This window comes from Streptomyces sp. NPDC054834 (assembly GCF_053611185.1).
In genome coordinates this window covers 143,112-156,653 of the sequence record NZ_JBSGZV010000002.1, presented here as the reverse complement: position 1 = coordinate 156,653, position 13,542 = coordinate 143,112, and the positions used below count along the sequence as shown (strand labels likewise).

Annotated in this window: 12 protein-coding genes; 6 read left to right on the top strand and 6 right to left on the bottom strand. The window is 70.3% G+C overall.

Annotated features, from left to right (window positions below):
• Positions 1 to 2 precede the first annotated feature (2 nt).
• The 4 genes from secF to relA all read left to right on the top strand — a co-directional run bounded on the left by secF (position 3) and on the right by relA (position 4,823).
• Positions 3 to 1,115: a protein translocase subunit SecF gene (gene secF, locus ACWGJM_RS03335; RefSeq protein ID WP_453409968.1), complete on the top strand. Its 1,113-nt coding sequence runs from the start codon at positions 3 to 5 to the stop codon at positions 1,113 to 1,115.
• Positions 1,112 to 1,651, top strand: a complete 540-nt coding sequence (locus ACWGJM_RS03330) for an adenine phosphoribosyltransferase (protein ID WP_453409967.1) — start codon at positions 1,112 to 1,114, stop codon at positions 1,649 to 1,651. The genes secF and ACWGJM_RS03330 overlap by 4 nt, the downstream gene beginning before the upstream one ends.
• A gap of 260 nt (positions 1,652 to 1,911) precedes the next feature.
• The gene (locus ACWGJM_RS03325) at positions 1,912 to 2,085 is read left to right on the top strand and encodes a hypothetical protein (RefSeq protein ID WP_453409966.1); all 174 of its coding nucleotides are present in this window, start codon (positions 1,912 to 1,914) and stop codon (positions 2,083 to 2,085) included.
• A gap of 203 nt (positions 2,086 to 2,288) precedes the next feature.
• A complete protein-coding gene (relA, locus tag ACWGJM_RS03320; protein ID WP_453409965.1) occupies positions 2,289 to 4,823 on the top strand; it encodes a GTP pyrophosphokinase in 2,535 nt (844 codons plus the stop codon).
• A 97-nt stretch (positions 4,824 to 4,920) separates the two neighbouring features.
• Here relA and ACWGJM_RS03315 read toward each other — a convergent pair whose 3' ends face one another.
• Complete coding sequence (locus ACWGJM_RS03315; RefSeq protein WP_453409964.1) at positions 4,921 to 6,150, bottom strand: DUF349 domain-containing protein; 1,230 nt, start codon at positions 6,148 to 6,150, stop codon at positions 4,921 to 4,923.
• A gap of 144 nt (positions 6,151 to 6,294) precedes the next feature.
• Positions 6,295 to 7,119: a peptidylprolyl isomerase gene (locus ACWGJM_RS03310; protein ID WP_453409963.1), complete on the bottom strand. Its 825-nt coding sequence runs from the start codon at positions 7,117 to 7,119 to the stop codon at positions 6,295 to 6,297.
• 169 nt (positions 7,120 to 7,288) lie between these two features.
• Between ACWGJM_RS03310 and ACWGJM_RS03305 the strand changes: the two genes are divergently transcribed.
• Positions 7,289 to 8,005 (top strand): MBL fold metallo-hydrolase, encoded by a 717-nt coding sequence (locus ACWGJM_RS03305; protein ID WP_453409962.1) that lies wholly within the window; start codon positions 7,289 to 7,291, stop codon positions 8,003 to 8,005.
• Between the two features lie 13 nt (positions 8,006 to 8,018).
• Complete coding sequence (gene hisS / locus ACWGJM_RS03300) at positions 8,019 to 9,281, top strand: histidine--tRNA ligase (RefSeq protein ID WP_453409961.1); 1,263 nt, start codon at positions 8,019 to 8,021, stop codon at positions 9,279 to 9,281.
• A gap of 691 nt (positions 9,282 to 9,972) precedes the next feature.
• Here the strand turns inward: hisS and ACWGJM_RS03295 are convergent.
• The 4 genes from ACWGJM_RS03295 to ACWGJM_RS03280 are packed head-to-tail and all read right to left on the bottom strand — an operon-like array spanning position 9,973 to position 13,452.
• Positions 9,973 to 10,596, bottom strand: coding sequence for a response regulator (locus ACWGJM_RS03295; protein ID WP_453409960.1), 624 nt, complete (start codon positions 10,594 to 10,596; stop codon positions 9,973 to 9,975).
• A complete protein-coding gene (locus ACWGJM_RS03290; RefSeq protein ID WP_453410251.1) occupies positions 10,593 to 11,798 on the bottom strand; it encodes a sensor histidine kinase in 1,206 nt (401 codons plus the stop codon). Before ACWGJM_RS03290 ends, ACWGJM_RS03295 begins: the two co-directional genes overlap by 4 nt.
• Positions 11,795 to 12,589, bottom strand: coding sequence for an ABC transporter permease (locus tag ACWGJM_RS03285; RefSeq protein ID WP_453409959.1), 795 nt, complete (start codon positions 12,587 to 12,589; stop codon positions 11,795 to 11,797). The genes ACWGJM_RS03290 and ACWGJM_RS03285 overlap by 4 nt, the downstream gene beginning before the upstream one ends.
• Positions 12,586 to 13,452 (bottom strand): ABC transporter ATP-binding protein, encoded by an 867-nt coding sequence (locus tag ACWGJM_RS03280; RefSeq protein ID WP_453409958.1) that lies wholly within the window; start codon positions 13,450 to 13,452, stop codon positions 12,586 to 12,588. Before ACWGJM_RS03280 ends, ACWGJM_RS03285 begins: the two co-directional genes overlap by 4 nt.
• Positions 13,453 to 13,542 lie beyond the last annotated feature (90 nt).

Sequence of the window (13,542 nt, the reverse complement as noted above, 5' to 3'; positions counted from 1 at the left end):
CGATGTCGAAACTCGGCGACCTCGGCGCGCGACTGCACCGCGGCGAGATCAGCTACGACTTCGTCGGCAAGCGCAAGATCTGGTACGGCGTCTCGATCCTGATCACCATCACGGCCATCCTCGGCCTGGCGGTGCGCGGCCTGAACATGGGCATCGAGTTCAAGGGCGGCGCGGTCTTCACGACGCCGACCCACATGAGCACCTCGGTGGCCAAGGCGGAGGAGTACGCGAAGGAAGCCTCCGGCCTCGATGCCGTCGTGCAGAGGCTGGGCAACGGCAGCCTGCGTATCCAGATCGCGAGCATCGACACCGACCAGGCCGACAAGGTCTCGGCGAAGCTGGCCCAGGACCTTGGCGTCTCGCAGAACGACGTCACGGCTGAGTCGGTCGGCCCCAGCTGGGGCGAGCAGATCGCCACCAAGTCCTGGCAGGGTTTGGCGATCTTCATGGTGCTCGTGGCGATCTACCTGGCGATCGCCTTCGAGTGGCGGATGGCGGTCGCGGCCCTGGTCGCGCTGGTCCACGACATCACCATCACGACCGGTATCTACGCCCTGGTCGGCTTCGAGGTCACGCCCGGTACGGTCATCGGTCTGCTGACGATCCTCGGTTACTCGCTCTACGACACGGTCGTCGTCTTCGACAGCCTCAAGGAGCAGACGAAGGACATCACCAAGCAGACCCGCTTCACCTACAGCGACATCGCCAACCAGTCGATCAACAGCACCCTGGTCCGCTCCATCAACACCACGGTGGTCGCACTGCTGCCGGTTGCGGGCCTGCTGTTCATCGGCGGCGGCTTCCTCGGCGCCGGCACGCTCAACGACATCTCGCTGTCGCTGTTCGTCGGTCTCGCGGCCGGCGCGTACTCCTCGATCTTCATCGCCACGCCGCTCGTCGCCGACCTCAAGGAGCGCGAGCCGCAGATGAAGGCCCTCAGGAAGCGTGTCCTCGCCAAGCGGGCCCAGGCCGCCGCCGAGGAGGGGCTGGCCGGGACCCGGTCCACCGTCGTCGACGAGCCCGACGACGACGCCGCAGCGGCCGTCGTGGGCCCGCGCAACCAGCCCGCGTCCCGCAGCCGGGGACGGGGCCGACCCTCGGGGAAGCGCCGATGACCGACATCCAGGAACTGCTGCTCAGCCGTATCCGGGACGTCGAGGACTATCCGGAGCAGGGCGTGATGTTCAAGGACATCACCCCGCTCCTGGCGGACCCGGCGGCGTTCACCGCGCTGACCGACGCGCTGGCGGAGCTGACCGTGCGGCACGGCGCGACGAAGATCGTCGGCCTGGAGGCCCGTGGCTTCATCCTCGGAGCCCCGGTCGCCGTCCGCGCGGGCGTCGGCTTCGTCCCCGTGCGCAAGGCGGGCAAGCTTCCCGGAGCCACCCTCAGCCAGGCGTACGACCTGGAATACGGCTCCGCCGCGATCGAGGTGCACGCCGAGGACCTGACCGCGGGTGACCGTGTGATGGTCGTCGACGACGTCCTCGCCACCGGCGGTACAGTCGAGGCTTCGCTCCAGCTGATCCGCCGGACGGGCGCCGAGGTCGCGGGTGTGTCCGTGCTCATGGAATTGGGCTTCCTGAACGGCCGCGCCCGCCTGGAGCCGGCCCTGTCCGGCGCTCCGCTGGACGCGATACTCCAGGTCTGAGTGACAGGATGCGACGAGGGCGGACACCGCGGTGGCGCGGTGTCCGCCCTCTGTCGTGAGGAGTCCGTGCCACTTGACCCGCAACCTTGGCCGGTGTCTTTCGCAGCAGATCCCCGCGATCTTATTGATTTGCCCGATGATCATGCCCCTCAGGGGGAAATGTGAAGGCTTTTGTCAAGCGAGCAGGGATGGTCTGCGGTCTGGGGGTGGGGGGTGTCGCGCTGGCCGTGACTCCGGCATTCGCTGCGAACACCTTTGTGGTGACCACCGACGACAACCCCGGCGGCTACGCCGAGTGGCACGCCGATGGCGACCGCTGGTCGGTGTGCGACTGGCAGGAGGACGGCCTGCGTGCGTCCGGGACGCTGACCTGGAACGGAGGCAGCAAGCGGATGGACGACGCCGACGGCGGAAGCGACACCAGCCCCTGCTGATTGATGTCTGAGTCAACTCACCGTTCGACCTGACCCCTCGGACGGGCGGAGGCGGGCCCGGAGCGATCCGGTGTCCGCCTCGTGTGTTTTCTCCCGCACGACGTGGTTCCCAGCAGCCTGGAGGCGTGCCCGGAGCTCGGGATCGCTACGATGGGGATTCCGGAGCCTGACCGGGGGACCCGGATCGCGCACGAGGAGCCCTCTTGCCAGACGAGGCCCAGCCACTGACCGCCGCCAAGCCCGAGTCCGCCTCGGCGTCCGCGGCCAAGCCCGCGCCGAACGCGCCCCACGCGAAGAACGACACCCGCGGGCCGGTCGAACACGCCCAGTCCGCGCCCGTGGAGAAGTCGGCCGACACCGTGCGCCCCAAGCCGGCCCCGCCCGAGCGTGACGCGCACTCCCCGGCGGCCCGTCAGCCCACCGGACAGCCCGCGCGCTCCGGCTCCTCAAACCGCGTCCGCGCCCGCCTCGCCCGGCTGGGCGTCCAGCGCGCCAACCCCTACAACCCGGTCCTGGAGCCCTTGCTGCGCATAGTCCGCAGCAACGACCCCAAGATCGAGAGCGCCACCCTGCGCCAGATCGAGCGCGCCTACCAGGTCGCCGAGCGCTGGCACCGCGGCCAGAAGCGCAAGAGCGGCGACCCGTACATCACGCACCCGCTGGCGGTCACCACCATCCTGGCCGAGCTGGGCATGGACCCGGCCACCCTGATGGCCGGCCTGCTGCACGACACCGTCGAGGACACCGAGTACGGCCTCGATCAGCTGCGCCGCGACTTCGGCGACACCGTCGCGCTCCTCGTCGACGGCGTCACCAAGCTGGACAAGGTCAAGTTCGGCGAGGCCGCGCAGGCCGAGACCGTGCGCAAGATGGTCGTCGCCATGGCCAAGGACCCGCGCGTCCTGGTCATCAAGCTAGCCGACCGCCTGCACAACATGCGCACCATGCGCTACCTCAAGCGCGAGAAGCAGGAGAAGAAGGCGCGCGAGACACTGGAGATCTACGCGCCGCTCGCCCACCGGCTGGGCATGAACACCATCAAGTGGGAGCTGGAGGACCTCGCGTTCGCGATCCTCTATCCCAAGATGTACGACGAGATCGTGCGGCTCGTCGCCGAGCGGGCGCCCAAGCGCGACGAGTACCTGGCGATAGTGACCGACGAGGTCCAGGCCGACCTGCGCGCCGCCCGGATCAAGGCGACCGTCACCGGCCGCCCGAAGCACTACTACAGCGTCTACCAGAAGATGATCGTGCGAGGCCGCGACTTCGCCGAGATCTACGACCTGGTGGGCATCCGTGTCCTCGTCGACACCGTGCGCGACTGCTACGCGGCCCTGGGCACGGTGCACGCGCGATGGAACCCGGTCCCCGGCCGGTTCAAGGACTACATCGCGATGCCCAAGTTCAACATGTACCAGTCGCTGCACACGACGGTCATCGGGCCCAACGGCAAGCCGGTCGAACTCCAGATCCGTACCTTCGACATGCACCGCCGCGCCGAGTACGGCATCGCCGCGCACTGGAAGTACAAGCAGGAGGCCGTCGCCGGTGCCTCCAAGGTCCGCACCGACGTGCCCAAGGCCGGCAAGAAGGACGACCACCTCAACGACATGGCGTGGCTGCGCCAGCTGCTGGACTGGCAGAAGGAGACGGAGGACCCGGGCGAGTTCCTGGAGTCCCTGCGCTTCGACCTGTCCCGCAACGAGGTCTTTGTCTTCACCCCCAAGGGCGACGTCATCGCGCTCCCGGCCGGGGCCACCCCGGTCGACTTCGCCTACGCGGTGCACACCGAGGTCGGCCACCGCACCATAGGGGCGCGGGTCAACGGCCGCCTCGTACCGCTCGAGTCCACCCTGGACAACGGCGACCTGGTCGAGGTCTTCACCTCCAAGGCACCCGGCGCGGGCCCCTCCCGCGACTGGCTCGGCTTCGTGAAGTCGCCGCGCGCCCGCAACAAGATCCGGGCCTGGTTCTCCAAGGAGCGGCGCGACGAGGCGATCGAGCAGGGCAAGGACGCCATCGTCCGCGCCATGCGCAAGCAGAACCTGCCGATCCAGCGCATCCTCACCGGTGACTCACTCGTCACCCTCGCGCACGAGATGCGCTACCCGGACATCTCCGCGCTGTACGCGGCGATCGGCGAGGGCCATGTCTCCGCGCAGAGCGTGGTGCAGAAGCTCGTCTCCGCGCTCGGCGGCGAGGAGGCGGCCACCGAGGAGATCGACGAGTCGGTCCCGCCGTCCCGCGGCCGCGGCCGCAAGCGCCGCTCCAGCGCCGACCCGGGCGTCGTCGTCAAGGGCGTCGAGGACGTGTGGGTCAAGCTGGCCCGCTGTTGTACGCCGGTCCCCGGCGACCCGATCATCGGTTTCGTCACGCGCGGTAGCGGCGTATCGGTTCACCGCAGCGACTGCGTCAACGTGGAGTCACTGTCCCGGGAGCCGGAGCGCATCCTCGACGTCGAGTGGGCGCCCACCCAGTCCTCGGTCTTCCTGGTCGCCATCCAGGTCGAGGCCCTGGACCGCTCCCGCCTGCTGTCGGACGTCACCCGCGTCCTGTCCGACCAGCACGTCAACATCCTCTCCGCGGCCGTCCAGACCTCCCGCGACCGCGTGGCCACCTCTCGCTTCACCTTCGAGATGGGCGACCCCAAGCACCTCGGGCACGTCTTGAAGGCAGTGCGGGGCGTGGAGGGCGTGTACGACGTGTACCGCGTGACCTCGGCGCGCAACCGGAACTAGCAGCCGGCCCGGTCCATCCGGCCCGGGTGCCACCGGGCAGGACGAGAGGGCCCCGTACACCGTCGTACGGGGCCCTCACACGTGCGTGGGAGGCTCGTCAGCCGCCGAACTCCTGAAGACCCTTCAGCGCCTGGTCCAGGAGCGCCTGACGGCCCTCCAGCTCCTTCTCGAGCTTGTCGGCCTTGGCGGCGTTGCCCTGGGCGCGGGCCTGCTCGATCTGGCCCCTCAGTTTGTCCACGGCGGACTGGAGCTGGCCGGTGAGACCCTCGGCACGCGCGCGTGCCTCCGGGTTCGTCCGGCGCCACTCGGCCTCCTCGGACTCCTGGAGCGCCCGGTCGACGGCGTGCATCCGGCCCTCGACCTTGGGCCGCGCGTCGCGCGGCACATGGCCGATGGCCTCCCAGCGCTCGTTGATCGAGCGGAAGGCGGCCCGCGCGGCCTTGAGGTCCGTGATCGGCAGGAGCTTCTCGGCCTCCTCGGCCAGCTCCTCCTTCAGCTTCAGGTTCTCCGCCTGCTCCGCGTCCCGCTCGGCGAACACCGAGCTGCGGGCGGCGAAGAACACGTCCTGGGCACCGCGGAAGCGGTTCCACAGGTCGTCCTCGTGCTCGCGCTGGGCGCGGCCCGCGGCCTTCCAGTCCGCCATCAGCTCGCGGTAGCGGGCCGCCGTCGGCCCCCAGTCCGCCGAACCGGACAGCGCCTCGGCCTCGGCGACCAGCTTCTCCTTGGTCTTGCGGGCCTCCTCGCGCTGCGCGTCCAGCTGCGCGAAGTGCGCCTTGCGCCGCTTGGAGAAGGCCGAGCGGGCGTGCGAGAAGCGGTGCCACAGCTCGTCGTCCGACTTGCGGTCCAGACGCGGCAGACCCTTCCAGGTGTCCACCAGGGCACGCAGCCGCTCACCGGCCGCCCGCCACTGGTCGGACTGGGCCAGCTGCTCCGCCTCGGTGACCAGGTCCTCCTTGGCCTTGCGGGCCTCGTCGGACTGCTTGGCCCGCTGCGCCTTGCGCTCCTCACGCCGCGCCTCGACCGTCTCCACGAGCTTGTCGAGGCGGCCCCGCAGAGCAGCCAGGTCACCGACCGCGTGGTGCGCGTCGACCTGCTCCCGGAGGTGTTCGATGGCGGTCTGCGCGTCCTTCGCCGACAGGTCGGTGGTCTGCACTCGCTTCTCGAGGAGGCCGATCTCGACAACCAGGCCCTCGTACTTGCGCTCGAAGTAGGCCAGCGCCTCCTCAGGGGAGCCGGCCGCCCAGGAACCGACGACCTGCTCGCCGTCGGCCGTACGCACGTACACGGTCCCCGTCTCGTCGACGCGGCCCCACGGGTCGCTGCTCACAGCGCCTCCTCCACATGATGCCTGCGGGGGGCCTCAGCTCCCCCGGGCATCGTCCACAGTTTCGTCACGGCCAACATAGGCGACCAGCGGGTGGCCTGTCCGCATCCAGCGCGACCGAAATTCCGCTGGCCGCCGCCTCGGCCATCAGGACTTCGTGACCGTCGCCTTGTTGATCACGACGGTCGCGTTCGGAGCGCCGTCACCCTGGCCCGTGCTCTCACCCGCGGCTGCGATCTTCTTCAGAACCTTCAGGCCCGCCGCGTCGACGGTACCGAACGGTGTGTAGCTGGGCGGCAACTGACTGTCCCGGTAGACCAGGAAGAACTGGCTGCCACCGGTGTGCTTCTGCCCCGTGTTCGCCATGGCGATCGTGCCCGCGGGGTAGACGTTGCCCTTCAGGCTTTTGTCCTTGAGGTTCTCATCGGGAATCGTGTACCCGGGACCACCGCTGCCCGTGCCCGTCGGGTCGCCGCACTGGAGCACGTAGATGCCGTTGGTGGTGAGCCGGTGGCACTTGGTGTGGTCGAAGTAGCCCTTGCCCGCGAGGAAGTCGAACGAGTTCACGGTGTGCGGGGCCGCCGACGTCTTGAGGGCGATGCCGATGTCGCCGCACGTCGTCGCCAGCTTCATCGTGTACTTCGCCGACGTGTCGATGGTCATCGCCGGCTCCTTCTTCCAGCTCAGCTTCTGCACAGAGCCCTTGGCGGCCTTCTCGCACGGGTCCGGAGCCTTGCTGGGTGCCGAGGCGCTGGGCGTGACGTTCGAACCGGCGTTGCTCGCCTTGTCGTCGTCGTTCTTCAGCACCCCGGTCGTGTACAGCGCGACGCTGCCGATCACGATCACGCCGAGCACCGACGCGATCACGGAGTTGCGCATGCGCGCCTTGCGCCGCGCGCTGGTGCGCCGCTGCTGCTGCCGCAAGAACTTCTCCCGGGCGAGCTGACGCCGCCGCTGCTCCTGGCTGACCACCGGGTTCTCTCCTCATGCGTGTCGTGTTGTCGACCGGTACGCGTGCGTCCTGTGAGCCGACGGATGCGTGTAGCCCCGTACCGTATATGGGTTCGCTGAGGAAACGGCAGCGCCGGTAGGCTTCGACAGCAGCTGTAGCCGCCTGTAGCCGACACAACGAAGGACGATCGTGCTCATTGCCGGGTTCCCCGCCGGGGCCTGGGGGACGAACTGTTATCTCGTCGCCCCCGCCGCCGGTGAGGAGTGCGTGATCATCGACCCGGGCCACCAGGCCGCCGGCGGAGTCGGGGAAGCGCTGAAGAAGCATCGGCTCAAGCCCGTCGCCGTCGTCCTCACCCACGGCCACATCGACCACGTGGCCTCGGTCGTCCCGGTGTGCGGAGCGCACGACGTACCGGCGTGGATCCACCCTGAGGACCGGTACATGATGAGCGACCCCGAGAAGGCGCTGGGCCGTTCCATCGGCATGCCGCTCATGGGTGAGCTGACGGTGGGGGAGCCGGACGACGTCAAGGAGCTGGCCGACGGCGTCAAGCTGGAGCTGGCGGGTCTGGAGCTCTCCGTGGCGCATGCCCCGGGCCATACCAAGGGGTCGGTGACCTTCGGCCTGCCCGAGGCGGCGGACATCCCGCCCATCCTCTTCTCGGGCGACCTGCTGTTCGCCGGCTCCATCGGACGCACCGACTTCCCCGGTGGCTCCATGGACGACATGCTCGAGTCCCTGGCCCGCGTGGTCCTGCCGCTCGACGACTCCACCGTGGTGCTGCCCGGTCACAACGACTACACGACCATCGGCCAGGAGCGCGCCACCAACCCGTATCTGCGGCAGGTGGCCGCCGGCCTGGGAGCGGACGGAGGACCCTCCGCTCCCCGACGAGGAATGTGACGAGAGACTTCCCGTGAGCACCTTCAAGGCCCCCAAGGGCACGTACGACCTCATTCCGCCGGACTCCGCGAAGTACCTGGCGGTTCGCGAGGCCATCGCCGCGCCGCTGCGCAACTCCGGCTACGGCTACATCGAGACGCCCGGCTTCGAGAACGTCGAGCTCTTCGCGCGCGGAGTCGGTGAGTCGACCGACATCGTGACCAAGGAGATGTACGCCTTCGAGACCAAGGGCGGCGACCGGCTGGCCCTGCGCCCCGAGGGCACGGCCTCCGTACTGCGGGCGGCGCTGGAGGCCAACCTGCACAAGGCGGGCAACCTGCCGGTCAAGCTCTGGTACTCCGGCTCCTACTACCGCTACGAGCGCCCGCAGAAGGGCCGCTACAGGCACTTCTCGCAGGTCGGCGCGGAGGCCATCGGGGCCGAGGATCCGGCGCTGGACGCCGAGCTGATCATCCTGGCCGACCAGGCGTACCGCTCGCTGGGGCTCAGGAACTTCCGCATCCTGCTGAACTCGCTCGGCGACAAGGAGTGCCGGCCGGTGTACCGGGCCGCGCTTCAGGACTTCCTGCGCGGCCTGGACCTCGACGAGGACACCCTGCGCCGCTCCGAGATCAACCCGCTGCGCGTCCTGGACGACAAGCGGGAGTCGGTCCAGAAGCAGCTCGGGGACGCGCCGCTGCTGCGTGACTATCTGTGCGACGCGTGCAAGGCGTACCACGAGGAGGTGCGCGAGCTGATCAGCGCGGCGGGCGTGGCCTTCGAGGACGACCCGAAGCTGGTGCGCGGGCTGGACTACTACACCCGGACGACCTTCGAGTTCGTGCACGACGGTCTGGGCTCCCAGTCCGCGGTGGGCGGCGGCGGCCGCTACGACGGGCTGTCCGAGATGATCGGCGGCCCCGCGCTGCCGTCGGTGGGCTGGGCCCTCGGCGTCGACCGTACGGTGCTGGCCCTCGAGGCGGAGGGCGTCGAGCTCGACCTTCCCTCGGCGACCAGCGTCTTCGCGGTGCCGCTCGGGGAGGAGGCCCGGCGGGTGCTGTTCGCCAAGGTCACCGAGCTGCGCAAGGTCGGCATCGCGGCGGACTTCTCCTACGGCGCCAAGGGACTGAAGGGCGCCATGAAGAACGCCAACCGCAGCGGGGCGCGGTACACGATCGTCGCCGGTGAGCGTGATCTCGCCGACGGTGTCGTCCAGCTCAAGGACATGGAGTCCGGCGAGCAGACGGCGATCGGCGTCAACGAGATCGTGGCCGAACTGGAGTCACGGCTGAGCTGAGCCCGCGGGGGCGGGGGGTCTGTTCCTCGCCCCCGCCGCCCCTGCCCTTCCCACCCTCCAGGGGCTCCGCCCCTTCAACCCCACAGGGGGCTCCGCCCCTTCAACCCCACAGGGGGCTCCGCCCCCTGGCCCCCTGCCGTTCGCCCACCCTGGGGCTCCGGAGTGTTGTTCCGGCTGGGGCTTTGCCTCTGGGTCTGCGGGGGTTCGCCCATTTTGGGGCTTCGCCGTGTTGTTCCTGCCGGGGCTTTGCCCTCGGGTCTTCTGGGATTCGCCCATCTTGGGGCTCCGCCCCTGCAACTCCGCCTGAGATTCTGCCCCTTGGGCACCGGCGTTGGTTCACCCTGGGACTCTGCCCTTTCGGCCCCGCCGGGGGTCCCGCCAGCTGGACCCCCGGCCGTGCCACCTTGGCCTCGGCCCCTTCAACCGTGCCGGCGGCTCTGCCCCTTGGACTGCGGGCCTTTGCCTCACGGGGGCTTCGCGCCCTGGTCCCAAGCCTTTACCCACCCTAGGGGCGGACCGCTGGGTGCCCAGGTCCCTTGCCCGCCGTTCGGGCCTGCCACCCTGGGCTTCGGCCTTCTGGGTGTTGGCTCGTCGGGTGCCCGGCTCCCATTGCTCGCCTCTGCACCGCGTGTGGGTCACAGGGTGCTCCGTCGCCTCGGCAGCGGCAAGGGCGGAGCCCCCCCCGGTGGGGTCAGTCGAGGAGGCCGTGGCGCATTGCCGAGGTGACTGCCGCGGTTCGGTCGTCCACGCCCAACTTGCCGAAGATGCGCAGCAGATGGGTCTTGACCGTCGACTCGCCGATGAACAGCCGTCGGCCTATCTCGGCGTTGGTGCAGCCCTCGGCCACCAGGCGCAGTACCGCCGTCTCCCGGGAGGACAGGCGTGGGCGCTCCGGCTTGGCGCGGAGCTGGTCCACCAGGCGGGCCGCCACCGATGGGGCCAGCACCGTTTCGCCGCGGGCGGCGGCCCGTACCGCGTCGGCCAGTTGGCCCCGGGGCAGGTCCTTGAGGAGGTAGCCCGCGGCCCCGGCCTCGACCGCCCGAAGGATGTCGCGGTCCGTCTCGTACGTCGTCAGGACGATCACCCGGCAGGGCAGCCCGGCCTCGCTCATCCGCTCGATCGAGTCGACCCCGTCACCGCCCGGCATCCGCAGGTCCATCAGCACGATGTCGGGCCGCAGCTCGGCCGCCAGCGCCTCCGCCTGCGGCCCGTTGGTGGCGTCGGCGACGACCTCCAGGTCGGGCTCGGCGCTGAGCATCGCGCGCAGGCCCTCCCGGACGACGGGGTGGTCGTCGGCCAGGACGATCCGGATCACGGGGTGTCACTCCTCACGGTGGCGGGGACGGGCAGGCGTACGGTCACCCTCGTGCCGTCGCCCGGCACGCTGCGGACCGAGGCGGTCCCGCCCACCTCGGCGGCCCGGGCCCGCAGCCCCGCCAGCCCGTACCCGGCGCAGACGGCGGCCGGATCGAAGCCGTGTCCGTCGTCGTGGACGGAGACGGTGAGCGCCGCGTCCGCGTATGTCAGTTCGATGGCGACCACCGCCGACGCTCCCGCATGCCGGCGGGCGTTCGTCAGAGCCTCCTGGCAGGAGCGCAGGGCGACCACCTCGGGGCCGGCCGGCAGCGGGCGCATCGGACCGGTCACCTCCACGGTCGCCCCGTGCCGGGCCGCGAGCCGGCGCAGCGCGTCGGGCAGCGAGGCGCCGTCGAGGTCGGCCGGTGCGCCCCCGGCCACCAGGGCCCGGGCCTCGGCGAGGTTCTGGCGGGCCGTGGCGTCCATCAGCGCCAGATGGCGCCGGGCCTGCGGGAGGTCGTCGTCCAGCTCGGCCTCGACCGCCTGGACGAGCATCAGCAGGCTGGTGAAGCCCTGCGCGAGGGTGTCGTGGATCTCCCGCGCCATCCGCTCCCGCTCCGCCAGCGCGCCGTGCGCCGCCGACAGCCGGGCGATCTCGTGCCGGCTGGCGTCCAGCTCGGCGATCAGTTCGGCCCGCTCCCCGCTCTGCTCGATGATCCGGATGATCCAGCTGCCGATCACGACGGAGAAGGCGAGGGTGACCCCGGCGAACACCGCGTTGGCGAACAGGTCCCGGCCGTCCGGCCGCCACAGCAGCGCCCAGCCCGCCACCGGCACCAGGTTGATGACGGTCACCGCCACCAGCGCCCGCCGCATCCTGAGCGTCATGAAGCACTGGGGGACGAGCGCGAACGCCATCAGCCGCGTCTCGCCGACCAGGACCGCCGACGGCAGGAACAGGGCGATGGCCACACCGAGGTAGCGCAACGTCCGCCGTTCCTCCGGCGGATCCTCCTGGACCAGCGTGCGGCCCACCACGGCGTACCAGGGCACCAGCGGGACGAGCAGTCCGGCGGCGACCATGCGGACGGGCCACCCGGGATGCCTCGCGGCGAGCACGAAGGCGAGGGTGGCCACCCAGGCGACCGCGAAGTACAGGTCCCAGAGGCGGATCGCCCGGTCCCAGGCATGCGCGTCCCGGGCCGAGCCCGGGTCCGTCATCCGGTGCGCCGGTCCCGCCAGCGGAAGGTCAGCAGACACAGCGCCAATCCTGCGGCGCACCAGGCGGCGAGCACCAGCGCGATCCGCCCGAACTCCCAGCTGCCCGCCTGCTCCAGCACTCGCGCGGAGTCGGGCAGGAACACCCCCCGCAACCCCTGGCACAGCCACTTCAGCGGGAACAGGGCGCCCACGTCCAGCATCCAGCCGGGGATCGTGGCCACGGAGATGTACACCCCGGAGACGAACTGGAGCACCAGGAACGGCAGCACGACGACCGAGCTGGCGCTCTGCGCGGACCGGGGCACCGAGCTGATCGCGATGCCGAGCAGCGCGCACGCGGTCAGCCCGAGCACGAAGATCCACCCGAAGTCGAACCAGCGGCCCGGGTCCGACGGGAGGTCGACGCCGTACAGGGTGGTGCCGACGAGCAGCAGGATCACCGTCTCCACCACGCCGGTGAACAGAACGAGCCAGATCTTCCCCAGGAAGTACGCCGCCGGCGGCATCGGCGTGCCGCGCAGCCGGCGCAGCGCCTTCTGGTCCCGCTCCACGGCGATCGAGATACCCAGCGACTGGAAGCTCGTCGACATGATCCCGGAGGCCATCATCGCGGGGACGTACAGCTGGGAGGCGGTGACGCCGCTGCCGCGCACGTCGTCGTGGAAGATCGACGCGAACAGGAAGAGGAAGACGACCGGGAAGGCGAAGGTGAACACCACCTGGTCGCGCTGCCGGAAGAACTGCTTGATCTCCAATGCGCCGCGGCTGAGGCCGAGGGACCAGGTAGTCATCGGGTGGCCTCCTGTCCGGTCAGCCGGAGGTAGACGTCTTCCAGCGTGGGTCGGCTCACCGCCAGGCCCGGGATCTCGCCGTCGAAGCGCTCCATGAGCGCCGAGACCGTCCTCGTGGGCGTGTCGGTGTGCTCCGTGCGCGCGGAGCCGTCGGGATCCGTCCAGGTCACCGTGGCGCCGGTGCCGTACCGTTCGCGCAGTTCGCCGGGCTCGCCCTCGGCGACGACCCGGCCCCGGGCGACCACCGCGAGCCGGTCCGCGAGGGCCTCGGCCTCCTCCAGGTAGTGCGTGGTGAGCACGATCGTCGTGCCCTCGTCGGCCAGCAGCCGGATCAGGTCCCAGAACTGGCGGCGGGCCGCCGGGTCGAAGCCGGTCGTCGGCTCGTCCAGGAGCAGCAGTTCGGGGCCGCCGATCACGCCGAGCGCCACGTCGAGGCGGCGGCGCTGACCGCCCGAGAGGCCCTTGATCCGGCTGTCGGCCTTGGCCCCCAGCCCGACCAGGCCGATGACCTGCTCCGGGTCGCGCGGGCGGGGGTAGTAGCGGGCGAAGTGCCGTACCGTCTCGCGGACCGTCAACTCGGCGGGCGCCGATTCGTCCTGCCAGACGATTCCCACACGGGATCGCCACGCGCGCGTGGCGGTCGCCGGATCCGCCCCCAGGACGGAGACCTCGCCGGCGTCCCGGGTGCGGTTGCCCTGGAGGATCTCCACCGTCGTGCTCTTGCCCGCGCCGTTCGGCCCGAGCAGGCCGAACACCTCCCCGCGCCGGATGCCCAGATCGATGCCGTCCACCGCGGTCACGTCCCTGTACTGCTTGCGCAGCCCCCGTACGTGCACCGCGAATCCGTTCGCGTGTGCTGTCATGCCCTCGAGCTTCGGCCGGAACCGAACGCTCCGGGACGACCGTGCGTACCTCCTTATGTCCACCGAACGGTGGACACAGCCTGCGTGCGG